This window comes from Plebeiibacterium marinum (assembly GCF_026013615.1).
Classification (GTDB): domain Bacteria; phylum Bacteroidota; class Bacteroidia; order Bacteroidales; family Marinilabiliaceae; genus Saccharicrinis; species Saccharicrinis marinus_A.
In genome coordinates this window covers 216,927-240,379 of the sequence record NZ_JAPDPI010000002.1, presented here as the reverse complement: position 1 = coordinate 240,379, position 23,453 = coordinate 216,927, and the positions used below count along the sequence as shown (strand labels likewise).

Here is a 23,453-nt window from a genome sequence, read left to right as displayed (position 1 = left end):
GTGTTATTTTCTTCCGAAATCAGCAGGTATTTCTCCCCATGATTTTGTCTCCCATTTTAATATTTTTTGTGAGTAGGAGTTGGTTTTTAGCCAGTCTTCAGCTCTTTTTATAACCTCAAATAGTGATTGGGTTTTAGGAGTAAGTGGTAATTTTGATCTGCATTTTTTTGATTTAACCCAATCCATGGCAATTTTTGAATCTGTATATATTGGAATGTTTATTTTGTGTTGTTTTTGGTAGGCTAAAGCATGTACAATTGCCAGAAATTCTCCAATGTTATTTGTGCCTAGTGTAAATTTTTTGGTAAATACTTGTGATCCTGTTGCTGTATAAACCCCTTGATATTCCATTACCCCCGGATTGCCACTGCATGCCGCATCTACCGATAGGCTGTTTTGTATAATTTGGGGAAATGAAGAGAGTGTGTCCTCAAGTTTTTTTTCAGTATTGCCCTTTTTCCCCCAATGTAATTCTGGATCTTCTTCAAAAGCTTTTTCGGCCTGGTCTAGTGTTTTGAAGCCCTTGTACCTAACATTGCTTACACCCTTGATGTTTTTTTGACATTCTTCCCAGTTTGTGTAGATTCCGGGGTTGTTGCCATTCCAAATTACGTAATATTTGTTTTTGCCTGCCATGTGTTAACCTTTTAGGGCTGGTAAGAATTGTGTGAGTAAGTTGGCAAAGTTGGATAGGAAAAGTCGTATGGCCATGGCTAATAGTATTATACCAAAAAACTTTTGTAATAAGTATACACCGCCTTCGCCAATTATTTTCTCTACTTTATTAGTTGATTTTAATACAAAAAATACAATTAAGATGTTAATAAATAGGGCTATTATTATATTTATGGAGTCAAATTCAGCTCTTAATGATAACAAAGTGGTGAAGGAACCTGCACCTGCAATCAAAGGGAAAGCAATAGGTACAATGGTAGCTCCTGTGGGTGAATCCTCATGTTTGAATATGTTTATTCCAAAAATCATTTCAAAAGCCATGACCAGTAAAACAAATGAACCGGCTATGGCAAATGAAGAAATGTCGACACCGAAAAGGCCAAGTAAAGGTTCTCCTAAAAAGAAGAAAAGTAATAAAATCAAAAGGGAAATTGAGGAGGCTTGAAATGCATTGATTTTATTGCCTTGTTTTTTGATATTTAAGATCAAAGGTATTGATCCCAGGATGTCTATTACTGCAAAAAGGACAATGAAAGCCGAAAGTATTTGTAATGCGTTTAAATTCATTTGTTCATAATTTAATGTTCAATTGTACCTATGTCTTTATTTATGTCGAAACCTTGTTTGTGGATTCCAGATAGACAGGTGTACTTTTTATTAAAGTCTTCCTGAATGCAAAAGTAATTGAAATTATATAATGATATATGTTGTATTGTCAGGTATTTTCTTTTCGTGCTTATGGTGTATGTTATATCATATGTGAATCAGTTCAGGAAAAAATAATGTTGCGTTTTAAATATATTATGTCGAAATTTTAAGGGGAATTAATGAAAGGTGGGCTCAAGTTGTTTAGGATGAGCTGTTAATAGTAGTTGAATTATATAAATATGAGTATATGGTTGCAGTAGCGAGTTTTTCTGGTTTTAGAATAAAAGTAAAAGTTATTAAATTTTTTGGGTTTCTGTTTTTTTCTGGTCTTTCGGGGTTGTTTGTTTATTATAAATTGTTTGGAGGTGTTGGTTTTAATATGGCTGCTGGATTTTTTCCATTTACTCCAGGGATGATTAACCTGTTTTTGTTATCTATTGCATTTGCAGTAGCATTTGTTGGGCGTAAGCAGATGTTGGTGGGACAGAGTGTTTCTTTTATGGTAGGTGTTTTTTTGGTTTTGTTTCTATCAGGACATATTTTGGTTTGGTTGGGCAGAATTAAGGAGGGGTTGTTTATTGGTGGTGGCGTCCTCAATAGTATGGGTGTTGATGATTTGGTGTACTTTTCAATTTATTATTTTTCTACTTTTTTTATGCTGCTTTTTGCTTTGGTATTGTCTGTTTTGTATTTGTTTCCAATTGTAAAGGTGAAGGGTCCTGAAAAAATGGAGATTCTTTTTGAGGCATTTAAGCCATTGTATTTAGCAGAGGTGATGGTATTTGTGTTGTTTTACTTGTGGAACTAAAAAAAAGCAGCCAGGCTAAACCTGGCTGCTTTCATCAAATATTTAAAAGCTATGGTTATGAGCTTAATTGTATGAGCTTTGTCCGTGCTCATGGATATCAAGACCTTCTCTTTCTTCTTGTTCAGAAACTCTAAGTCCCATAGTTGCTTTAAGTACTTTGAATAGGATTAAACCTAAGCCAAATGCCCAAGCTCCAATGGCTACAACTCCGATTGTCTGACTAAGTAGTAAAGAAGCGCCTCCTCCGTAGAACAGACCGCCGTCTGTGGCAAAAAGACCGACTAATAGAGTTCCTAATGCACCGCAAACTCCATGTACAGAGATTGCACCAACAGGGTCATCCACTTTTAATTTCTTATCGATAAATTCAATAGAGAATACTACAACAAGACCAGCAATGGCACCAATAACAGCTGCTCCTCCTGGCGATACAACATCACAACCAGCTGTGATTCCAACTAAACCAGCCAAGGCACCGTTCAATGTCATTGAAAGGTCAGCTTTTCCGTATCTAATCCATGTAGTAAACATTGTTACAACTGAACCGGCAGCTGCTGCTAAATTGGTTGTGATAAAGATTCCTGCAACAGCATTTGCGTTGTCACCACTAATAGCCAACTGTGATCCTGGGTTGAAACCAAACCATCCTAACCATAGGATAAAAACACCAAGAGCGCCTAATACCATGTTGTGACCAGGGATTGCGTTTGCTCCGCCGTTGTATTTTCCTAAACGTGGTCCGATAGTCCATGCACCTGCTAAAGCAGCCCATCCGCCAACAGAGTGTACTACAGTAGATCCTGCAAAATCGTGGAATGGAGTTTCCATGGTTGATAACCAACCGCCTCCCCATACCCAGTGTCCTGAAATTGGGTAGATTACAGCTGTAATGATAACAGAGAAAACTAAATAGGTTCCGAATTTTGTACGTTCTGCCATTGCTCCTGAAACAATAGTAGCGGCAGTTGCGGCGAATACGGTTTGGAAAAATAAGTTATGGTAATCACCAGGTACGTTGTAAAAGAAATCAAAAGCACCAAAAAATGCGCCTTCTCCCCCGTACATAATGCTATATCCAATTATCCAGAAGATCAATGAACCAAAAGAAAAGTCCATAAAGTTCTTCATAATAATGTTACCAACGTTCTTTGCTCTTGTAAAACCAGCTTCTACTAGGGCGAAGCCTGCCTGCATAAAAAATACCAAGATTCCAGCTACCAGAATCCATAATATATCTAAAGCACTGTTTGCATCCATGATTATTATATTTTAAGTTTCTTAAATCAGATTAATTAATTATTTTTCATAAAGTGTCTCCGGGCCAGATTCTCCGGTGCGAATCCTGTATGTTTCTGCAATGTCGGTTACGAATATACGTCCGTCACCTATCTCGCCTGTTCTGGCTGCAGCCATAAGGGCTTGAACTGTTTTTTCTAAATTTTCATCCCTTACAATGATAGAAAGCAAACGGCGCTCAATAATACTGGTGTCGTATACAGTTCCCCTGTATAAATGACCTTCCCTAGCTGTACCAACCCCTCTTACATCCCAGTATGAAAAGAATGTGATGTCTTGCTCTTCAAGAGCTTTTTTAACACTTTCATATTGTGTTAATCTGATAATTGCTTCAATTTTTTTCATCGTTTTAAATTTTAAATTTTTAATAAATACGGGTGTAGCTTCCCCGTTTTTAATACAGTGCTTTGTATTAAATTAGGAAAAAAACCGTAATTAAAAATTAAATGAATGATATCTTTAAAAAAGAAGGTGAAAATGCTGTCCTGTATGGTAATAAGGTGGAAAACTATACCCTTTTTCCAGTTAATTAACGCATATTGGAGAGAACAATTGCTTGGTTTTCAGTGTTGAGAAATGATTACAGTCCAACAACCTCACCTTCTTTTTAATATTTTCTTATAGAGAAAGACCTACTACAATGTGGAATTGTTCGGTATTAGGATTTACTATTGCTTGTCCAAATACTGGTAGGGAAAATGATTCTGAAAATTTAATTTCTTTAGAAGTGCCAATGCCAATGTTGACTACTTCAAAATCCCCGCTCATGGAATGCCATCCATCTCCTGCTCCGATGAATATATCAAGGTTGTCAAAAGAATATCCTGCCTCAAAATACTTTGTTCCATTTTCTGCCCCGGCATTATCTTCTGAATTATTCAGCATGTAGTTTCCTGCTAAACTAAGCCCGCCAGTTTCGTAGCCAAGATTGAATTCGATTGCATGAGCTGAATTTTTATCTTCGAAATTAGTCCAGTCTGTTCCTGGATAATAGTAGTCAGTTAAGCCAAGGCTTAATCCGAAGTCAAAGCCATAAGATAAGTATAGGTCAGCTTCAGTAAAGGATCCTGCTGTCAATCCATATGAACCCCAGGCGCCAATAGCAAATCCTCCTGTTGAGTATTCGATTGTTGGTTGTAGTGCAGCTCCATTTCCATAATCTAAACCACGAAATACATAACGTGATACTAAGTCTGCTCCAACTGAGAATTGAGCTTTAGCTGCTGTGGCAGCAAGAACGATCGCAAATAATAAAATTACCTTTTTCATTTTAACAGGTTTTAAATAGGTTACACAATCTTTTTTTTTGTTGTATTGAGAAAAGCTTTTTGTTTTTTGAAGGGGTGTTGTTACAAAAAACAGGAATATTTTCCTAGTTGGGGTATCTTTTTTCAATACTTACACTGCAAAAGTGCGTATTTTTTTAATATCACCCAAATTATTTTGGGGGTAAAATGATAAAATTTGCATTTTTTATGAAATCACCCCTTCGAAAAAGGGGTTTGTGTTTAAAAATGTATAGAAATATGGAATTTGACCCTTTTATTTAAGGGTTGCTTGTTGAAAAAGATGATAAATTGAGATTTTGCTTTAAATATTAAGGGGTGTTGTGTTTAAAAGCGGTTATAATATATAAATGGATATTGAAAATAGGGGGGCTAATAGGAAATGTGGTGTAGTAAATTATATTTAGGTGTTATTTATTATGTGTTTTGGGGATTTAAACATCTTGTTTGCAGACTTTGTTTCGTTGGAGTTTCATATAAGTTATAATATTGATGTGTTTTCCAAGGATTCTATTTTTTTGTATCAGGCCTGAATTTTGGTAGAAACAGTATTTGGACCGGGACTGTATAATTTAATTATATAGGTTTTGTTTTAAGGGGCTGTTAGTTGAAAGTGTTGTTCTTTTTTGTAGGGGTGTAGTTGGTGATTTAGTGTGTTTAATCTGAAATAGGCAGAAATACAAGGGGTTGGGATTTTGATATTTGAAATCTGCGGCTTTTAAAATATGACAAATGTCACCAAAAAAGGGCTACAAAAATCATCTTTTAACGTATATTAAAAGATGCAATCTTGGAAAATATAATTAAATGAGCTATTTTTGCTTCCGTTTTCAAACTAAAAGTGTTGAATAATTTATAATTGCTTTTTATTCCATCCTATTTTTTTTATGAATTGAAAGATGGTTTAAGGAGTTATGTTGGCTTGTAAGAGTTAGCTATTGTTCAGTATTATTCCTTCTTTATTAATATATAGATATGATGCAAAAGAGATTTCCAAAGGCAGTGGGATTGTATGATCCTGCCAATGAGCATGATAACTGTGGGATTGGTTTTGTTGCGAATATCAAGGGACAGCAGTCGCATGATATTGTAAACAGAGGTCTTGAAGTTTTAGTTAACATGACTCATAGGGGTGCCGAAAGTTCAGATAACAAGTCTGGAGATGGAGCCGGAATATTAATTCAAGTACCACATGAGTTTTGTAATTCGCTGGGTTTTGACTTGCCTGAAGTAGGTAAGTATGGTACCGGATTGTTGTTCTTGCCTGAAGAGGACAGAGAAGCCTTATTATGTCAGGAAGAATTAAACAAAAATTTGGTAGAAGAAGGTCTTGAAGTAATCGGCTATAGGGATGTGCCTGTTGATAGTACTGTAATAGGTGAGATTGCCAAAAGAACAGAGCCTAAAGTACGTCAGGTTTTTGTAAAAGGTAAATACGAACAGGACAAGATTGAAAGAAAACTATTTATTGCTCGTAAGGTAACAGAAAGAGCAATTAGAGAATCGGATTTAAAAGAAAAGGAAGCGTTCTATATTCCTAGTCTTTCTACCAAGATCTTTATTTATAAAGGAATGTTAACCCCTGATCAAGTGGGGGCATATTACTTAGATCTTCAAAATCCAAAATTAAAGAGTGCTATTTCTTTAGTTCACTCAAGGTTTAGTACCAACACTTTCCCTCAGTGGGATTTGGCACAACCATTCCGTATTATGGCTCACAATGGTGAAATTAATACCATTAAAGGAAACCGTTTGTGGATGCAGGCTCGTGAATCATTATTAAAATCAGATATGTTTGGCGATGATCTTAAAAAGATTTTTCCTGTAATAGAGCCGGGCAAGAGTGATTCAGCCTCATTGGATAATGTGTTGGAGTTTTTGTTTCTAACGGGAAGGACTTTGCCACAGGCATTGAGTATGCTGATTCCGGAATCATGGAATGACAAAAATCCGATACCAAAGAGTTTAAAAGCATATTATGAATACCACTCTACTATTATGGAGCCTTGGGATGGTCCGGCTTCTATAGTATTTTCTGATGGTAGATATATTGGTGGTACTTTAGATAGAAATGGTCTTCGTCCTTCACGATATGTGATCACTAAAGATGATATGATCGTAATGGGATCAGAGGTGGGTTGCCAGGTGTTCCCAGCCGAGGAGATCAAAGAAAAAGGACGTTTGAAACCAGGGAAGCTATTGTTGGTAGATACAAAATTGGGTATTATTATTCCTGACCAGGAAATCAAAGCTCAATTATCGAAAAGACATCCTTACGAAAACTGGTTGAAAGAAAACCGTATTCGTTTAAACGATATAGAAGTTAAGCAAAGAGTAGAATCTTCAATTGATAATTATGATTCTTTCATAAAAGCATTTGGTTATTCTCGCGAAGATATTAAAATGCTTATCGGTCCTATGGCTCAGGCAGGGATGGAACCTGTTAACTCAATGGGTAATGATACTCCTATTGCAGCCATGTCGGATAAGCCGCAACGCTTATTCTCATATTTCCGTCAGTTATTTGCTCAGGTAACCAACCCGCCAATTGACCCTATCAGGGAAGGATTGGTAATGGCACTGACAAATTATATTGGTGGTGTTTCAAAAAATATTTTGGAGTACGGACCGGATCAATGTCGCCTGATCAAATTCGAAAGCCCGATTGTTACCAATACCGATCTTGGAAAAATTAAAGATTTCCGTCGTGAAGAGTTTTCTCAGGTAACAATTCCAATGCTTTATCCTGTAAAAGAAGGTGGGGCTGGTTTGGCTAAAGCAGTTGAGGCTATGTGCGTAGCTGCAGAAAATGCGGTAGATGAAGAAAAGAACTATATTATATTATCCGACAGAAATGTGGATAAAGATATGGCACCTGTTCCTTCTTTGCTTGCAGTGGCTGCTGTTCACCATCACCTTATTAAAAAGCAAAAGCGTATGCAAACCGGTATTATTGTTGAAACCGGAGAGGCTCGTGAAGTTATGCATTTTGCTTTATTGCTTGGTTTTGGAGCAAGTGTGATTAATCCATATCTGGCATTTGCTGCTATTGATGACCTGGTTAAAAATGGCGAGTTGGATGTGGAATATGACGTGGCTCGTGAAAACTACATCAAAGCGGTAGATAAAGGGTTGTTAAAGATCCTTTCAAAGATGGGTATATCTACTTTAAGAAGTTATCATGGTGCTCAGATTTTTGAAGCTGTTGGTATTTCTGAGGATATTATTAATAAATATTTTACCGGTACATCTTCAAAAATTGGAGGAGTTGGATTTGAAGAGCTGGCACGTGAGGCGGAAATGTTCCACGAAAAAGCATTTGCTCCAGTTCAGCCTAATGAGATTTTGAATAGTACAGGTGCTTATGCTTACCGTAAATATGGTGAAAAGCACGGATGGAATCCTGAGACTATCGGATTGTTGCAATGGGCTACAAGCCAGGGCGACTATGCTAAGTTTAAGGAATTTACTTCAAAAGTACATGAAGATAACCAGAGTCCTTTGTTCCTAAGGGGATTCTTAAGATTAAAAGACAGAAAGCCTATTGATATTAATGAAGTAGAGCCGATCGAAAGCATTACAAAGAGATTTGTAACAGGAGCGATGAGTTATGGTTCTATTTCAAAAGAAGCGCATACTGCTTTAGCTATTGCCATGAACGAAGTTGGCGGCAGAAGTAATACAGGAGAAGGTGGTGAAGATTCCGAAAGGTTTAAATCAAATGCACGAAGCTCAATTAAACAGATTGCTTCCGGACGTTTTGGTGTTACCAACAATTACCTGGTAAATGCAGATGAACTTCAGATTAAGGTTGCACAAGGAGCTAAGCCGGGTGAAGGTGGTCAGTTGCCAGGTTTTAAAGTGGACAAGATTATTGCTAAGCTTAGAAACTCTACACCTGGAATTACTTTGATTTCTCCTCCTCCGCATCACGATATTTACTCTATTGAGGATTTGGCGCAGTTGATCTATGATTTGAAATGTACAAATCCATCAGCTAAAATTAGTGTTAAGTTAGTATCGGAAACAGGTGTAGGTACAATTGCTGCCGGTGTTGCCAAAGCTCATGCCGACCTGATTGTAATTGCAGGTACTGAAGGAGGAACAGGAGCATCTCCAACTTCTTCCATCAAACATGCAGGTATGCCTGTAGAGATCGGTTTGGCCGAAACTCAGCAAACACTTGTGATGAACAACCTTCGTGGAAGGGTTAAGTTGCAAACTGATGGTCAGTTAAAAACAGGTCTGGATGTAATCAAAATGGCTATCCTTGGGGCTGAAGAGTTTGGATTTGCTACCTCAGCATTAATTACCCTGGGTTGTATCATGATGCGTAAGTGTCACCTGAATACTTGTCCTGCTGGTATTGCAACTCAAAATCCTGAATTAAGAGAGCGTTTTATTGGTAAATATAAGTATGTTGTTAACTATATGAACTTCATCGCTCAGGAAGTGCGTGAATACCTTGCTCAGCTAGGATTTAAGTCTCTTGATGAAGTTGTTGGTCGTACCGATTTGATGGAACAGGATTCTGAAGTAGGAAACTGGAAAACAAAGGGTATTGACATGAGTAAACTACTTCATTTCCCTGAGGAGGCAAAAATTTACCCATTACATAATACCACAACTCAAAAGCATGGCATTGATGAAGTAATGGACTGGTCGTTAATTGAAGAGGCCCAGCCAGCTTTATTAAACCAGTCAAAAGTTTGGATTGCCAAGGAAATTGGTAATACCGACCGTACTGTTGGAGCTATGGTTTCAGGAGAAGTGAGTAAGCGTTATGGTGAAGACGGTCTTCCTAAAAATACGATCAACTGTAAGTTTAGCGGATCTGCCGGACAGAGTTTCGGGGCTTTCCTTACAAAAGGGGTTTCGTTTAAACTTGAAGGTGATGCCAATGATTACCTTGGAAAAGGTTTGTCAGGAGGTAAGATTATTGTTGTTCCACCAGCAGGGTCTACATTTAAACCTGAAGAGAATATTATCATAGGTAATACTGTTCTTTATGGTGCAACGCAAGGAAATGTTTATGTTCGTGGTGTTGCCGGGGAACGTTTCTGTGTTCGTAATTCAGGAGCTTCTGCAGTTGTTGAAGGTGTAGGTGACCACTGTTGCGAATATATGACCGGAGGTAGAGTTGTTGTAATCGGTAAAACCGGAAGAAACTTTGCTGCAGGTATGAGTGGAGGTATCGCTTATGTTCTTGATGAAGAGGGTAACTTTGATTACTACTGCAACAAAGGATTGGTTGAATTGTCGCCAGTTGAAGATGCTGTAGATGTTCAGGAACTACAATACCTGTTGAATAAACACTTGTTACATACAAATAGTGAAAAAGCCCAGGATATTTTAGTGAACTGGGATAAGTATCTTCCTAAGTTTATTAAAGTAATTCCTTGGGAATACAAAAAAGTACTTCAGGAACAAAAGATTAAGGAACTTGAGCAAAAGCTTAAGGAAACTGAAGATACCCCATTTGTAAACGAGTAATTAATTATCAAGTCTTTGAATAAAGAAGGAAGTCCAAGAACGCTGCGATACTCAACGTGAGTATCGGGTTTTTGGGCGAACTTCAATAAAAAATATAATTATGGGTAATCCAAGAGGTTTTTTAGAGGTTTCAAGAAAAGATAGTGGAAACCGTCCCATTAATGAGCGTATTGATGATTATGGTGAAGTTGAACAAACGCTCAACGAAGAGGATCGCGTCCTGCAGGCATCACGATGCATGGATTGCGGTATCCCATTTTGTCACTGGGCTTGTCCTGTAGGAAGTAAAATTCCTGAATGGCAGGATGCAGTGTATAAAGGAGATTGGAAATTGGCCAGCGATATTTTGCATTCAACAAATAGTTTTCCTGAATTTACAGGAAGGATTTGTCCAAACCCATGTGAAAAATCGTGTGTGTTAGCTATTCATAAGGAAGCTGTAACCATTCGTGAGAATGAGTGTTCAGTTGTTGAAAAAGCTTTTGCAGAAGGGTATGTTCAACCACGTATCCCTCAAAACAGGACAGGGAAAAAAGTAGCCGTAATTGGTGGTGGACCAGCAGGTTTGTCAGCTGCTGATTTGTTAAACCAAATGGGGCATTCTGTTACTGTTTTTGAAAAAGATGAAGCGGTAGGTGGCTTGTTGCGCTTTGGTATTCCTGATTTTAAATTGAACAAAAAAGTAATTGACCGTAGGGTTGATATTTTTGAGCAGGAAGGTATTACATTTAAGTACAACACTTATGTTGGATTTGATGTAAAAGGGGAACAGATACTTAAAGATTTTGATGCTGTTGTTCTTGCAATAGGAGCTATGAAGCCCCGTGATTTACCTGTTGAAGGCAGAGATCTAAAAGGAGTACATTTTGCAATGGAATTCCTGACACAGCAGAATAGGGTAAATCGTGGAAACAAGCTTAATGGCGTTGAGCGTATAGAGGCTACTGGTAAGAATGTTTTAGTTATTGGTGGTGGTGATACAGGTAGTGACTGTGTTGGTACTTCAAACCGTCAGAAAGCCAAAAGTGTAACGCAGATTGAAATCCTTCCAAAGCCACCGGTTGACAGAGCGGCAGGAAATCCATGGCCTTACTGGCCAAACGTTTTGAAAACGTCTACTTCGCATGAAGAAGGATGTGAACGTTTCTGGAGTGTTTCAACCAGGAAATTTATTGGTTCAGGTGGAAAACTAAAGCAAGTAGAGCTTGTGGACGTTGAATGGACCAAAGATGATAAAGGAGCCTGGAAGATGAACGAGAAAGAAGGTTCTGAAAGGATAATTGATGTTGATTTGGTATTCTTGTCAATGGGGTTTGTTCATTGTGTTCATGAAGGTTTGGTTCAGGAACTGGGACTTGAATTGGATCAGAGAGGGAACCTAAAAATTGATAATGCTTTCACTACAAGTAATAATAAGGTGTTTGCTGCCGGAGATGCTCATAATGGAGCTAGTTTGGTTGTAACAGCTATTGCTAAAGGTAGAGAGGCTGCTGATAACGTTAATAAGTTTTTAATGGCTAAGTAAGATTTAAATTTAATCTTTTAGATATAAAAAAAGGGAGACCATAGTGTCTCCCTTTTTTTGTTGTGAAGTATAGTGAACCACAGCCGCTGTTTTTACTTTTTTTTGAAAAAAATATATTTCATAATTCTTTTTAATATAGGGTTTTAGGATGTGTGTGGTGAAAAAAGTAAAAAGATATTCACCCATGTTTTAAACCTTTTTCAATTGCTTGTATCAAAGCATATGTAAACGGAAACACAAACACATTTTTGAATAAGAAATTGAAAACAATTTAAAATCAGTAATTATGAAAACAAGAAATTTAATTTTAAGTGGTGCGGTGATATTAGGAGTTATCATGTTTTCCTCTTGTGATAACAATGATGGTGATAAAATAGATACGGATGTAGATACAGAAGCTGTGGAACAATCAGCTGCGATTGATGATATTGTTGAAAGTGTATTTGATGAACTGGATGCCGAATTGGCTACCGATCAGGAGTTGGCTGGTACAGCAACGTTAAAATCGTCTGTAGAAAGCAGTACTTGCTTAACGGTTACTTTTGAAACTCCTGATGATGCCAGATACCCTAAGGTAATTACTTTTGATTATGGAACTGAAAACTGTGAAGACAGGTTTGGCAGGGTGAAGAGTGGCAAAGTGATTGTTACTAAAACCGGTCCTTTTTGGGAAGCAGGTTCGGAACGTATTGTAACCTTTGAAGACTTTTATGTGAATGATAATGCAGTTACAGGTTCACGGAATTATAAAAATGAAGGTATAAATGAGGATGGATTCTGGGAATTTAGTATTGCTATTGATGTTACCATTGAAACAACTGAGGGCATTAGCTGGACACGCACAGCCAACAGAATACGGACTATGGTTGCGGGGGCAGATACTCCAAGATATGCATGGGATGATGAATTCTTGATTACAGGATCTTCTTCCGGTACTTGCTCAGAGGGGTATTCTGTTGAGCGTGAAATTGTTTCTCCTTTACATAGGAAAAGAACCTGCCGTTTCCCAGTGGAGGGCATTATTGAGATTGTAAAAACAAAAGGAGAGGAAGCTACTAAAACCTGGCTTAACTATGGTGATGGAGAATGTGATTTTGAAGCAACGGTAACAGATGAAGAAGGAAATGAAGAGACTATTTATTTAGGAAAAAGGTTTGCTAAAAGAAATAATTAAGGATCTCAATCGAGTCAGTAATACAATCAAAAAGGGTATCTCAAACGAGGGATGCCCTTTTCTATTTTGGCAAGGAATGCTTATTGGTTTGCATTGTTGTAATGGCATATTTGGTATAGAGCAGTACCCTGCTTTGTGCATTGAAAGTCCTGGTTTATTTATAGATTATCATTCGATAAAATACCGGGTATCATCTGCTTTCAAATAATGCTTCCGAAACATTGATAGCATAATTTCCTATTTTCTCGCATTCAGAAAATATGTCAGTAAAAATAATGCCTGTATCATAAGAGTATTCGTTGTTTTTGATGCTTTCAAGGTGTTCCGATCTCAGCTGTTCACAATATTGATTAATCTGATTTTCTATTTCGTTAGCTTTTTCAATGCTAATCTTTTTTTCTTCGGTATTGAGGTTATGTTTCATGGTATTGAGTGCATTTTCAACCAGGCTAAACATCAAGTCAAGTTTATCGAGTACTGTTGGAGGGAATTTAATTTTGGTTTTGTGCATTCGGTTTATAATGCGGGCTAGTGTATAACTGCTGTCGCCAATGCTTTCAAGGTCGCTAACCAGTTTAAGCATAGCCCTGATCCTCCTTCTGCTTAGTTCGCTGAGTTTCCCTTGCGATACCATAGCCAGGTAGTTTGCGATTTCAACCTCTACATCATCGCTAATCGATTCATATTTTTCGATGTTAGCATACAGACGGCTGAATTTTTTCTCATTGCTCTCGTGCAATAGCGTTTGGTTAAAGCCAAGCATTTTGTTCGTGTGGCGGGCAAAGCTCTGCAATTCTTTCTTTGCCTGTATTATAGAAAGCTCCGATGTTGATAGCCTGCCCGTGGTTATATACCTAAGCTTAAACTCTTCTCCTTCTTCTCCCTTATGAGGAACCAGTTCGATAATTGCCCTATGCATTAAAGGTACAAAGCCAATAAAAAGCAACAGGTTAATTATATTGAAAGATGTATGGAAGAGGGCTAAGGCAAATGGGATCAGTGCTTGTGGGTTTTTTACCGATACGGCATTGAAATTTGCAATAAATTGCTCTATGAACGCCGTGTAAGGTTTAAAGAATATCAACATCCAGATAACCCCCAGAATATTGAAAAACAAATGTGCCCGGGCTGTTCTTTTTGCCGAAATATTGCCAATGGTGGCTGCAATATTAGGTGTGATAGTAGTTCCCAGGTTTTCTCCTAAAATCATAGCGGCACCCAGTTCGTATGGGATCCATCCCTGGTTGCACATCACAAAAGTAATGGCCATGGTGGCGCCGCTTGACTGTACTATGAGCGTTAAAAAACTACCGATAAACACAAATAGCAGCACTGAAGTAAAACCCAGGTTGGTATAATCAGATAAAAACCTGAGTATCTCAGGATTGGTATTGATATCCGGGAAGGTTGTTTTAATAAAGTCGAGGCTGACAAACAAAATGGAGAATCCAATTATGGCTTCACCCCATGATTTATGGCGCTGTACCTTTGAAAATACCAATGGGAAACCCACTGCCATTAATGGTAGGGCATATTCTGTAAAGTTAAACCGAAAGCCAAATAATGAAATCAGCCATCCAGTAATGGTTGTACCCACGTTTGCACCCATGATAACCCCGATAGACTCAGCTAAAGACACTAACCCGGCATTTACAAAACTTACAACCATTAATATGGTGGCGCTGGATGATTGTATTGTTGCAGAGATTAGTAAGCCGGTTAATACCCCCAAAAACCTGTTCTTGGTCATTGCTGCAAAAATACTGCGCATTTTTGATCCGGCAACTTTTTGCAGGGCTTCACTCATCAGTTTCATTCCATATAAGAACAATCCAACTGCCCCAACTAATTTTAACAAGTCAACCAATGAGTAATCCATAAACCAGTAATTGTTATGATTATTAACCTTCAGAAATTAGAAAGTGTAAAAATAACAACATTTTGATTCAAAAATGATTCTCCATTTTAAATATGTATACTTTTTTATAAGGTTTAGAACCTTAAAGTAAAAGTAACTCCGGAATCCGGGTTGTTTTTTACATCTATAACGCCTCCGTGCAAACGCATGATCTGACGGGAAAGGCTTAATCCTATACCACTCCCTCCTTCTTTTGTAGTATAGAAGGGGATAAATATTTCCTCAAGGAGTTCTTCGGGAATGCCCTGCCCGTTATCTTTTATAGAGATATATTTCTGTTCTTCCTGGTTTATTCCATAGTTGATATTGATTGAAGGGACTATACAGGCTTCAGTTGCCTGCAATGCATTTTTTATCAGGTTGTTTAAAATTTGAGTTAGTTGTTCTTTATCTGCGTTTAGGCTAAGTTGTTTGTTTTCATTGTTGCATTCTATTTTTATGGTAGTGTTGTCGTTTTGCGAAATAATGGGACAGTTTTTTAGGAATGCTAAAATTTCAAACTCTTCCTTTTTTGGTTTTGGAAGTCGCATCAAACTACGGTATGATTCTACAAAGTGCATTAACCCAATGCCTTGTTCCTGAATAACGTCCAAACCCCTGATTGTTGTTTCAATGGTCTTATCGCTGATTTCGGATTTAGGAATGGGTAATCCGTTTTTACTATAGAATGTACTTAGTGTTTCTGACAGCGAAGTGATAGGTGCAATGGAATTCATGATTTCATGGGTAAGTACCCGGATTAATTTCATCCATGAATCCAGCTCGTTCTCATTTAGCTCTTTGTTAATGTCCTGGACAGTAATAAGTTTTAATTTCTCCTTGCCATTATGAAAGTCAATTGCCTTTAACAGTAACTTGGTTTTATCTTCTTTTATTGAGTGCAGTTTAATGATTTTTTGTTCTTTATGCTGGATGTGTGCAATGGTTTGGTAGAGGAGTTCGTTTTTTGTTTTCAATTGTTTGATATGACTAAGATGTTTATAACCTAACAATTGTTTAAAACTGCTATTGGCATGTATTATAAAACCGTTTTCGTTGAACGTTAATATCCCTGTTCCGATGTGTTCTATTAAAGCTTGAAAGTACTGCTCTTGTTGTGCATTGGTAACAAAAGCATCTTTCATCTTTTCGTTTACTTTTTTCAACTTACTATTCAGGTCTTCCAAAATTTTTGATTTTCTTTTTAAAGGGTAAATAGAACTAAAATCGTCGTTTAAAATAGCCTCAAAAAAGAAGTTGATTTGTTTATTTGTTTTATTCAGATAACTGATAAACTTATTGATTTGCCAAACTAACACAAGGCATGCAATAATGGGAATAGCGATATTAAATTGACTGTAAATGCTAACTGTAAATATTGCTGATGTAAGGGCAATACCAATAAGCCTAAGGATTAATTGAACATTGAAAGAGCTTTTCATGACAAACCAAATTTTTTCATTTTGTTATAGAGTGTTTGTCTTGTAATGCCTAGTTCATTTGCTGCAGCAGAAATATTACCCGGATTTTTATTCAGGGCTTCATTGATTAGCTTTTTTTCCATCTCTTCTATATTTAAGGATGCATTGTCTTTAAGTTTTGAAGATACCGGTTTTAGGTAAAAATCATTTGCCCCTAGTATTTGTTGGTCGCTAAGTATTACCGCTTTCTCGCAGCTATGTTCCAACTCCCTAATGTTTCCGGGCCATTGATATTTGAGCAGTTTGTCCTGAGCTTGCTTGTTTAGCTTTGGAGTTGGTTTATCGTATTTGTAAGCATATTTTTTCAGGAAAAAATCAGCAAGTATTAAAATGTCATTTCCTCTTTCTCTTAAAGGAGGAACTTCAACCTGGATGGTATTGATCCGGTAAAGTAAGTCTTCCCGGAATAGCTCATCCTCTACCATTTGAGGAAGGTTTTTATTTGTTGCACAAATCAACCGGATATCAATAGGGGTAGGTTTTGTAGAACCTAAACGGCTGATTTCCCGGTTTTGAAGTGCCGCAAGCAACTTGGCTTGCAAGTTAAAAGAGAGGTTACCTATTTCATCCAGGAATAATGTTCCTTTGTTGGCAACTTCAAACTTCCCTGAACGAGATTCTTTTGCATCAGTAAAGGCGCCTTTCATATGGCCAAAAAGTTCACTTTCGAATAAGGTTTCCGTTATTGCCCCCATGTCAACCGATACCAATACTTCGTTATTTCTTTTTGAAAGGCGATGGATTTCGCGGGCAATCAGTTCTTTTCCGGTACCGTTTTCTCCGGTTATTAAAATGTTGGTATCGGTTTGGGCTACTTTTTGAACCATTTTTAAAACCTTCATCAATTCAGGAGATGAACCAATTATGAACTTCTCCTCTTTATTGATCACTCGTTTTAATTCTTTTTGTTTTTGTTTTAAATCATCAACTTCAACTTTTGACAGGCTTAACTGAATTGCTGCTTGAACTGTTGCTAATAGTTTGGCGTTATCCCATGGCTTTAAAACAAAATCGGTTGCTCCCTGTTTTAAGGCATTTACAGCAAGCTCCACATCGCCATATGCGGTGATGTGAACTACCGATGTTGCCGGTGATTTTTCTTTAATTTCTTTGAGCCAAAACAAACCTTCGTTACCTGTGTTGGCCCCGGATTTAAAGTTCATGTCTAATAAAACCAGGTGGTATTCTATTTTTCGGAGTTCTGATACAATTTGGTTTGGAGTGGATAAGCATTTTACATGATTGTATTGCGAGGATAATAGTATATCCAATGCACTTAAGATGCTTTTATTATCGTCAACTATAAGTATGTTTCCTTTTTGCATATTTCAAATTTTTGGAGATTTGTTAACGAAGACCGGAAACAGGAACTTGGAAAACCGGAGCGCGGAAAACGAAGAACCGGAATTCGGAAGGTCGGAACTTGTAACCTTGAAAATCGGAGTCCAATGACCCCAAGGTTGGGATATTTAAAAATTATCTTTTCTACTTTTAATTAATTTAGCTAATTGCGCTGATATTTTTCGGGTTTTTTCAATCATAATATCACATTTTATTTCAGTAATATAATTTAGTTTATGGGCAATGATAAGTTGTGTTCTAACTTCTCCAATAGAAGCTTTAGCTATGTACAAAAACTGTATATATTCCTTGTTATACTGCCTCTCATACCCTTCTGCAATATTTGACGGTACAGACACAGAAGCTCTACAAACCTGGTCTTTAAATCCATAATCTTTACAATTTTTTAGTTCTGTATAAACTTCTGTTGTTAATTCTATCGCATTTTGCCAAACATTTAAATCTTCAAATTTCATAATCTTGTTCATAGCTTAATCTATTTTGGTTTTTGTTATTATAATTACCAGTCTCCCTTCTCCGGTTTTCCTTCTGCGGTTTCCTTTCTCCAGTCTCCCTTCTCCAGTCTCCCTTCTCCGGTTTCCCTTCTCCGGTTTCCAGTCTGCGTTTTCCTTTCTCCGGTCTCCGGTCTCCGGTTTCCCTTCTCCCTCCAAATGTAAACCTAGACTTTATCATTATCAATAGAGTGTAAAAAATATTTACACAACAATGTAAAAAATATTAACAAAGTGTTATGGAGTGTGTTTTGTAAAGTGTAGACTGTTAGAGGATTATGTTTTTGGCATTGTGTTGGTTTATAGGTAGGCAATCAAAGCAGAAATAAAATGAATATTAAAATAGTTCTCTTATTAAGCGTGTTTTTCATAATAGATCATGCATCCGCTCAGGATGTATGGTCTTTAAAAGAATGTATTCAATATGCTCTTGAAAATAATTATGCCCATAAAAGCTATAATCTTAATGAAAGGAGTAGCAAATTGAATGCAGTTCAGTCAAAAATGGATTTGTTGCCATCAATATCAGCATCATCCTCAGGGGGGATGAGCTATGGGCGGAGTATAGACCAAACAACTAATGATATTACCGAGAGTGAGCATTTTAGCACAAGCGGAAGTGTTGGGGCAAATATCGTATTGTTTCAAGGATTCAGTAAGTTAAATAAGATTGCTTATACACGTTACAAATTGGAAGCTGCTGGTTGGAGTAAACTAAACCACGAAGATGATATGGCTTTTGATGTTTTAAGTAATTACTATAATATCATTTATTATAAAGGGATGCTTCAGATTGCTAATGACCAGTTAGAGATATCTGATATTAATTTGAGAAAAACCCAGGCACAGGTTGAAACCGGACTAAAGGCAAAATCTGATCTCCTTCAGATTTATGCAGGATTAGAAAAGGAAAAGTTAGACATCATACTTGCAAAAAACAGGTTAGATGAGGAATGGTTTAAGCTGTGGCAAACCATGAATTATGAGTTTGTAAATATTGATGATTTCCAGATTGATATGAGTTTGGATATGAAGTTTGATCAGCATTTAGTTATGCCCGATTCGCCTTTTGAGCAATATGTTGAGTTTTCCCCATTTATAAAAAAAAGCGAAGCAGACTTAAATGCGGCTGAAAAGAACGTTGCCATTGCCAGAGGAGCTTACCTGCCCTCGGTGAGTGTAAATGCTAACCTGGGTTCAAGGTATAGTGAGACTGATATATATTTTCAGGATGGTGTTGCAAAAACATATGATTTAAACGATCAGTTGGATAAGAACTTAAATAAATATGTAGGCGCATCTGTATCCATTCCCATTTTTAACAAAAACAATCAAAGAACCCGTGTGCGACAAGCCAAATTGGATAGGGATGATGCCAGAAATACCTATGAGGAAAGAAAACAAATGTTGTTTTTTGAGTTAGCCAATAACACCCGTGAATTAAATGCTTTATATAAAACCTGTATTCAGGCTCAAAAACAAGTGGAGGCAGATGCTCAGGCGTTTGAGGTGGCAAATCAAAAATATAACGAAGGATTGATCAATATTATTGAAATGCTCAGTGTAAAGGAGCAATTGACAGAATCGAAAAGCCAATTGTTATTGGCGAAGATTCAGTACGAAATTAAAAGTAAAACTATTGAGTTTTATAAAGGCAATAGGTTTTGGAAGTGAAAGGCTCCTCCCAGCTTCCTCAAAGGGGAGGAGTTGGTTTGCGTGGTGTTTCAATTATGTCATGTGGTAAATAACAATAGATCGTTAGATTTTAGATAATAGACATTAGACTGATTTGCAATTCGCCTAAAATCAATAAGATAATAATTTTGCCATAAATTATTCAATGTGTTTAGAATCTGCACATTATAAAAATTTAACGAACTAATGAGATAATGAAGTGAATTTGCATTAAATACAAAAACAATAGAAAGTAGCTTATATATGCTTCATGGTTCTCCCCTTTTGGGGGAGTTAGAGGGGGCTTTCAGAAAAACACTATCATGTCAATGGATAAAGTTATAGAAAAGAAAAAAGGGTTGAAAAAGAAACATGTGTTTTGGGGAATCGGGATAATACTGTTTGTTGCATTGGTTTTAAATATTTCCCTGAGCAGTCACCAATCTGTTTATCGTACAGAGAAAGATAAATTAACTATTAGCACTATTACTGATGGCCAGTTTAATGATTATATCACCATTATTGGTCAGGTAGAGCCAATCTCAACTATTTATCTCGATGTGGAAGAAGGTGGAAAAGTGGAGGAAATCTATATTGAGGAAGGGGAAATGGTATCGCAAGGTGATATTATTTTAAAGCTTAGGAATACGGATTTGAATACTTCTATCATGAACAGCGAATCTCAATTGGCGTATCATGAAAACGAAATGAGGAATACTCAAATTCAAATGGAGCAGCAGCAAATTTCGAATAAGCGTCAGAAGCTTCAGATCGATTTACAGGTTGTTAGGGCGAAACGTAAATACAGTCAGTATGAGCGTTTGTTTAAAGAGGAGTTGGTTGCACGCGAAGATTATATACAGGCTAAGGAAGAATATGATCTTGCTGTTAAGGAACAGGAACTTACTTATCAAAAAATGGTGCAGGATTCTATATTCAGGTCAAACCAAAAGATAAGGATGGATGAAAGTTTGGCAAATACCAGGGCTAGTCTGTTTATGGCTCGCCAGCGATTGGATAACCTTAATGTAAAAGCCCCGGTTAACGGTCAGCTGGGTTTGCTGGATGCCGAAATTGGCCAGTCTATTAACCGTGGTCAAAGGTTAGGTTTGGTCCATGTGCTTACCGACTTTAAGATTAATGCAAGTATTGATGAGCATTATATCGACAGGGTAAAAAGGAAGCTAAATGGTACTTTTGAAAGAAACGATTGTGATTATAGTTTGTCAATTAAAAAAGTATATCCCGAAGTAAGAGAAGGACAGTTTGAAGTGGATTTAGTATTTGAATCTCAGAAGCCGGAAAACATCAGGACCGGACAGACATACCATATTAAACTCGAATTAGGTGCCCCGGAGCAAAGCGTTTTAATACCCCGCGGAGGATTCTTTCAAAGTACAGGTGGGCAATGGGTTTACGTACTGAACGAATCTGGCACCGAAGCCGCAAAACGAAATATTAAAATAGGAAAGCAAAATCCTAAATACTACGAAGTAATTGAAGGTCTGAAACCCGGTGAGAAGGTAATTACTTCGAGTTATGAGTTGTTTGGGGAGAACGATAGGATTGTTCTAAGGTAGAATGGTTATAAGGTTTACGGGTAGAATGGTATGATTTCATAATTTTTTATCTTGTAAGTAAAAAAAATGAAGCAGAGAATAGAAAAGTTTGAAGATTTAAGTATTTGGCAGGAAGGAGTTGATTTGGCAAGTGAAATTTATGGAACATTGTCGGGCTGTAAAGATTATGGTATGAGAGATCAAATGCAGCGTGCGGCTGTGTCGATTCCTTCAAATATAGCAGAAGGATTTGAACGTCAAACAAACAATGAATTCTTGCGATTTTTAAAAATTGCAAAAGGATCATGTGGAGAACTCCGAACACAATTAATAATAAGTAATAAAATAAGATTGATTACAAATGGAGATGAATTAATTGATAAAACAAGGACGTTGTCATCTAAAATACAAAAGTTGATTTCATATAGAGAGAAAATTCGTAAGGAGAATAAGTCCTAACCTTTTTACCTTCATACCTTTTTCCCCTATTACCAAAAAATAAAAAAATGATAAAAACAGAAAAACTAAAAAAAGTATTCCGTACTGAAGAAATTGAAACCAGTGCGTTGAATAGTGTTAGCCTGCATATTGAAAAGGGCGAGTTTGTAGCCATTATGGGACCATCCGGGTGTGGTAAATCTACCTTGATGAATATAATTGGGCTATTGGATAATCCTACAGAGGGCACTTATCATTTTGATAGTGTTGAGGTAGGTAGTATGAAAGAAAAGAACCGGACTCAGTTGCGTAAAGGTAATATTGGGTTCGTTTTTCAGAGTTTTAACCTGATTGACGAGCTAAATGTTTTCGAAAATGTTGAGCTGCCTCTTATTTATTTAAAATATAAAGCCAAAGAGCGTAAGGCAATGGTAGAAAAAGTGCTTGAAAGGATGAAGATTGGTCACCGGTGTAAGCACTTTCCTCAGCAACTATCCGGCGGACAGCAACAACGTGTAGCTATTGCCCGTGCAGTGGTAGCCAATCCAAAATTAATACTTGCCGATGAGCCAACCGGTAACCTGGATTCTAAAAATGGATTGGAAGTGATGAATTTGCTTACAGAGTTAAACCGTGAGGGAACCACCATTGTAATGGTAACACACTCGCATCGCGATGCAGAATACGCCCATAGGGTAATAAATTTATTTGATGGGGAGATAATTACTGAAGAGAAAAAGAAAGAGATCGGTGAAATGTCGATGATGTAACTGTCTAAACTATGAAAGGAATGATTAAATGATAACTATGATGAATCAGTAATGAAGTTTTGGAAATTACTCATAGTCCTCATTCAATCAATAAAATCATATTTTAAGACAGTTGCTGGCAAAGGAGGGCGGCTACTCGGAATCCGGTTGAGGCGTTGAGGTATGAGTAAGTCTATACTAGTGAAAGGAATGATTAAATGATGACTATGAAATAAAAAGAACATAACCTTAGATTATGAATAATTATACAAATGAGAAATACCCGTTGTCAGAAATAACAGGTAAAATAATAAAATGTGCTATTGAGGTACATAAGCATTTAGGAAATGGATTTCAGGAAGTAATTTATCAAAGAGCGCTAGCTATTGAGTTTGCAAATCAGGGAGTTGAGTTTCAGAGAGAATTTGAGATGGCATTGTATTATAAAGGACAACAAATAGGAACCAGGCGAGTTGATTTTTTTGTGGAGGAAGAGGTAATGGTTGAATTAAAGGCAGTCATTCAGTTGGAGGATGTCCATTTGGCACAGGCAATAAATTACCTGGAGGCTTATAGTAAGGAAGTAGGTTTGCTTATCAATTTTGGGAGTAAAAAGCTAGATTTTAAAAGGGTTATGAAAAAAACCTCATTGTCTTAAACTATGAAAGGAATGATTATATGATGACTATGATGAATCAATAATGAAGTTTTGGAAATTACTCATAGTCCTCATTCAATCAATAAAATCATAGTTTAAGACAGTTGCAGGCAAAGGAGGGCAGCTACACGGAATCCGGTGGAAACGTTGAGGTATGAGTAAAATAAGCCATGAAAGGAATGATTATATGATGACTATGATGAATCAATAATGAAGTTTTGGAAATTACTCATAGTCTT

The 23,453-nt window shown here is 37.0% G+C and carries 19 protein-coding genes; 9 read left to right on the top strand and 10 right to left on the bottom strand.

Features of this window, described 5'->3' with window-relative positions; translation table 11 throughout:
- Positions 1-3: 3 nt before the first annotated feature.
- Together OM074_RS02290 and OM074_RS02285 are read right to left on the bottom strand one after the other, a co-directional pair.
- A complete protein-coding gene (locus tag OM074_RS02290; protein WP_301197655.1) occupies positions 4-636 on the bottom strand; it encodes a ribonuclease H family protein in 633 nt (210 codons plus the stop codon).
- Between the two features lie 3 nt (positions 637-639).
- On the bottom strand, positions 640-1,242 hold the full coding sequence (locus tag OM074_RS02285; RefSeq protein WP_301197654.1) for a MarC family protein: 603 nt from the start codon (positions 1,240-1,242) through the stop codon (positions 640-642).
- Positions 1,243-1,570: 328 nt separating this feature from the next.
- Between OM074_RS02285 and OM074_RS02280 the strand changes: the two genes are divergently transcribed.
- The gene (locus OM074_RS02280; protein ID WP_301197653.1) at positions 1,571-2,131 is read left to right on the top strand and encodes a hypothetical protein; all 561 of its coding nucleotides are present in this window, start codon (positions 1,571-1,573) and stop codon (positions 2,129-2,131) included.
- Positions 2,132-2,194: 63 nt separating this feature from the next.
- Here OM074_RS02280 and OM074_RS02275 read toward each other — a convergent pair whose 3' ends face one another.
- From OM074_RS02275 to OM074_RS02265, 3 genes are all read right to left on the bottom strand, one after another.
- Positions 2,195-3,388 (bottom strand): ammonium transporter, encoded by a 1,194-nt coding sequence (locus OM074_RS02275; protein ID WP_301197652.1) that lies wholly within the window; start codon positions 3,386-3,388, stop codon positions 2,195-2,197.
- 39 nt (positions 3,389-3,427) lie between these two features.
- Complete coding sequence (locus OM074_RS02270; protein WP_301197651.1) at positions 3,428-3,772, bottom strand: P-II family nitrogen regulator; 345 nt, start codon at positions 3,770-3,772, stop codon at positions 3,428-3,430.
- A 273-nt stretch (positions 3,773-4,045) separates the two neighbouring features.
- Positions 4,046-4,822, bottom strand: a complete 777-nt coding sequence (locus tag OM074_RS02265; protein ID WP_301197650.1) for a TorF family putative porin — start codon at positions 4,820-4,822, stop codon at positions 4,046-4,048.
- Between the two features lie 866 nt (positions 4,823-5,688).
- On the opposite strand from OM074_RS02265, the gene gltB reads away from it, so the two are divergent.
- From gltB to OM074_RS02250, 3 genes are all read left to right on the top strand, one after another.
- The gene (gene gltB / locus OM074_RS02260) at positions 5,689-10,206 is read left to right on the top strand and encodes a glutamate synthase large subunit (protein ID WP_301197649.1); all 4,518 of its coding nucleotides are present in this window, start codon (positions 5,689-5,691) and stop codon (positions 10,204-10,206) included.
- Between the two features lie 100 nt (positions 10,207-10,306).
- Positions 10,307-11,731, top strand: a complete 1,425-nt coding sequence (locus OM074_RS02255) for a glutamate synthase subunit beta (protein WP_301197648.1) — start codon at positions 10,307-10,309, stop codon at positions 11,729-11,731.
- Positions 11,732-12,017: 286 nt separating this feature from the next.
- Positions 12,018-12,905, top strand: coding sequence for a hypothetical protein (locus OM074_RS02250; protein WP_301197647.1), 888 nt, complete (start codon positions 12,018-12,020; stop codon positions 12,903-12,905).
- A gap of 190 nt (positions 12,906-13,095) precedes the next feature.
- On the opposite strand, the gene OM074_RS02245 is transcribed toward OM074_RS02250, so the two are convergent.
- From OM074_RS02245 to OM074_RS02225, 5 genes are all read right to left on the bottom strand, one after another.
- On the bottom strand, positions 13,096-14,784 hold the full coding sequence (locus OM074_RS02245; RefSeq protein ID WP_301197646.1) for a Na/Pi cotransporter family protein: 1,689 nt from the start codon (positions 14,782-14,784) through the stop codon (positions 13,096-13,098).
- 113 nt (positions 14,785-14,897) lie between these two features.
- Positions 14,898-16,244 carry a sensor histidine kinase gene (locus OM074_RS02240; protein WP_301197645.1) on the bottom strand — a complete coding sequence of 449 codons (1,347 nt, stop codon included), beginning with the start codon at positions 16,242-16,244 and terminating at the stop codon, positions 14,898-14,900.
- Positions 16,241-17,608 carry a sigma-54-dependent transcriptional regulator gene (locus OM074_RS02235; RefSeq protein ID WP_301197644.1) on the bottom strand — a complete coding sequence of 456 codons (1,368 nt, stop codon included), beginning with the start codon at positions 17,606-17,608 and terminating at the stop codon, positions 16,241-16,243. Before OM074_RS02235 ends, OM074_RS02240 begins: the two co-directional genes overlap by 4 nt.
- Positions 17,609-17,752: 144 nt before the next feature.
- Positions 17,753-18,112, bottom strand: coding sequence for a four helix bundle protein (locus OM074_RS02230; RefSeq protein WP_301197643.1), 360 nt, complete (start codon positions 18,110-18,112; stop codon positions 17,753-17,755).
- Positions 18,090-18,317, bottom strand: a complete 228-nt coding sequence (locus tag OM074_RS02225; protein WP_301197642.1) for a hypothetical protein — start codon at positions 18,315-18,317, stop codon at positions 18,090-18,092. The genes OM074_RS02230 and OM074_RS02225 overlap by 23 nt, the downstream gene beginning before the upstream one ends.
- A gap of 149 nt (positions 18,318-18,466) precedes the next feature.
- Here OM074_RS02225 and OM074_RS02220 point away from each other — a divergent pair, with 149 nt between their 5' ends.
- From OM074_RS02220 to OM074_RS02200, 5 genes are all read left to right on the top strand, one after another.
- Positions 18,467-19,810, top strand: coding sequence for a TolC family protein (locus OM074_RS02220; RefSeq protein ID WP_301197641.1), 1,344 nt, complete (start codon positions 18,467-18,469; stop codon positions 19,808-19,810).
- 329 nt (positions 19,811-20,139) lie between these two features.
- Positions 20,140-21,390: an efflux RND transporter periplasmic adaptor subunit gene (locus tag OM074_RS02215; RefSeq protein WP_301197640.1), complete on the top strand. Its 1,251-nt coding sequence runs from the start codon at positions 20,140-20,142 to the stop codon at positions 21,388-21,390.
- Between the two features lie 66 nt (positions 21,391-21,456).
- Entirely contained in the window at positions 21,457-21,828 is a 372-nt protein-coding gene (locus tag OM074_RS02210; protein WP_301197639.1) for a four helix bundle protein, read from the top strand.
- Between the two features lie 47 nt (positions 21,829-21,875).
- Complete coding sequence (locus OM074_RS02205; RefSeq protein ID WP_301197638.1) at positions 21,876-22,577, top strand: ABC transporter ATP-binding protein; 702 nt, start codon at positions 21,876-21,878, stop codon at positions 22,575-22,577.
- 235 nt (positions 22,578-22,812) lie between these two features.
- The gene (locus tag OM074_RS02200) at positions 22,813-23,214 is read left to right on the top strand and encodes a GxxExxY protein (protein ID WP_301197637.1); all 402 of its coding nucleotides are present in this window, start codon (positions 22,813-22,815) and stop codon (positions 23,212-23,214) included.
- The last annotated feature ends 239 nt before the right edge of the window (positions 23,215-23,453 follow it).

What these genes read in the sequence shown, in the direction of transcription:
- OM074_RS02290 (WP_301197655.1), bottom strand. Translation starts at nt 636, where the DNA reads ATGGCAGGCAAAAACAAATATTACGTAATTTGGAATGGCAACAACCCC.
- OM074_RS02285 (WP_301197654.1), bottom strand. Translation starts at nt 1,242, where the DNA reads ATGAATTTAAACGCATTACAAATACTTTCGGCTTTCATTGTCCTTTTT.
- OM074_RS02280 (WP_301197653.1), top strand. Translation starts at nt 1,571, where the DNA reads ATGGTTGCAGTAGCGAGTTTTTCTGGTTTTAGAATAAAAGTAAAAGTT.
- OM074_RS02275 (WP_301197652.1), bottom strand. Translation starts at nt 3,388, where the DNA reads ATGGATGCAAACAGTGCTTTAGATATATTATGGATTCTGGTAGCTGGA.
- OM074_RS02270 (WP_301197651.1), bottom strand. Translation starts at nt 3,772, where the DNA reads ATGAAAAAAATTGAAGCAATTATCAGATTAACACAATATGAAAGTGTT.
- gltB (WP_301197649.1), top strand. Translation starts at nt 5,689, where the DNA reads ATGATGCAAAAGAGATTTCCAAAGGCAGTGGGATTGTATGATCCTGCC.
- OM074_RS02255 (WP_301197648.1), top strand. Translation starts at nt 10,307, where the DNA reads ATGGGTAATCCAAGAGGTTTTTTAGAGGTTTCAAGAAAAGATAGTGGA.
- OM074_RS02250 (WP_301197647.1), top strand. Translation starts at nt 12,018, where the DNA reads ATGAAAACAAGAAATTTAATTTTAAGTGGTGCGGTGATATTAGGAGTT.
- OM074_RS02245 (WP_301197646.1), bottom strand. Translation starts at nt 14,784, where the DNA reads ATGGATTACTCATTGGTTGACTTGTTAAAATTAGTTGGGGCAGTTGGA.
- OM074_RS02240 (WP_301197645.1), bottom strand. Translation starts at nt 16,244, where the DNA reads ATGAAAAGCTCTTTCAATGTTCAATTAATCCTTAGGCTTATTGGTATT.
- OM074_RS02235 (WP_301197644.1), bottom strand. Translation starts at nt 17,608, where the DNA reads ATGCAAAAAGGAAACATACTTATAGTTGACGATAATAAAAGCATCTTA.
- OM074_RS02230 (WP_301197643.1), bottom strand. Translation starts at nt 18,112, where the DNA reads ATGAACAAGATTATGAAATTTGAAGATTTAAATGTTTGGCAAAATGCG.
- OM074_RS02225 (WP_301197642.1), bottom strand. Translation starts at nt 18,317, where the DNA reads ATGATAAAGTCTAGGTTTACATTTGGAGGGAGAAGGGAAACCGGAGAC.
- OM074_RS02220 (WP_301197641.1), top strand. Translation starts at nt 18,467, where the DNA reads ATGAATATTAAAATAGTTCTCTTATTAAGCGTGTTTTTCATAATAGAT.
- OM074_RS02215 (WP_301197640.1), top strand. Translation starts at nt 20,140, where the DNA reads ATGGATAAAGTTATAGAAAAGAAAAAAGGGTTGAAAAAGAAACATGTG.
- OM074_RS02210 (WP_301197639.1), top strand. Translation starts at nt 21,457, where the DNA reads ATGAAGCAGAGAATAGAAAAGTTTGAAGATTTAAGTATTTGGCAGGAA.
- OM074_RS02205 (WP_301197638.1), top strand. Translation starts at nt 21,876, where the DNA reads ATGATAAAAACAGAAAAACTAAAAAAAGTATTCCGTACTGAAGAAATT.
- OM074_RS02200 (WP_301197637.1), top strand. Translation starts at nt 22,813, where the DNA reads ATGAATAATTATACAAATGAGAAATACCCGTTGTCAGAAATAACAGGT.